Annotated in this window: 1 pseudogene; it reads left to right on the forward strand. The window is 36.2% G+C overall.

Annotation, left to right across the window (positions count from 1 at the left end):
* Positions 1–67: 67 nt before the first annotated feature.
* Positions 68–392, forward strand: a pseudogene (locus E3E37_RS11430) (endonuclease MutS2); the annotation flags it as partial.

The raw sequence follows: 392 nt of genomic DNA on the forward strand, positions 1-392 counted from the left end.
ATCCAAACACAAAGAGAGTGTTTGAAAGAGGTTTTTGTATTTATACCGCTAAGAGGGTTGTAACACTATGAAACTTAACAGCGAAGCCAAATCAATATACAAGAGTATTAGAGAGGAGATAAAGAAAAGAATCCAGCTAAAGGAGAGCTTAGCATATCTTGACGATTTTACACCAACTAATGACAAAGAAGAAATCTTAAAGCGCCAAAATTACTTAAAGGAAAGCCTCTCAAAGATCCAACCAGAGCTTAAGGAACTCCTCGCTCGAATAAAGCCTATTCGGTTTAAAAAAGATTATCTTCACGATAGACTTCTAATTGTGGATGAAACAGAAGTTGAAAAAGCGAAAAACTTAGAAATTTGTGATGTTGCCTTAGAACCCGAGGGTGGTT

Source organism: Thermococcus sp. ES12 (genome assembly GCF_012027515.1).
Classification (GTDB): Archaea; Methanobacteriota_B; Thermococci; order Thermococcales; family Thermococcaceae; genus Thermococcus; species Thermococcus barossii.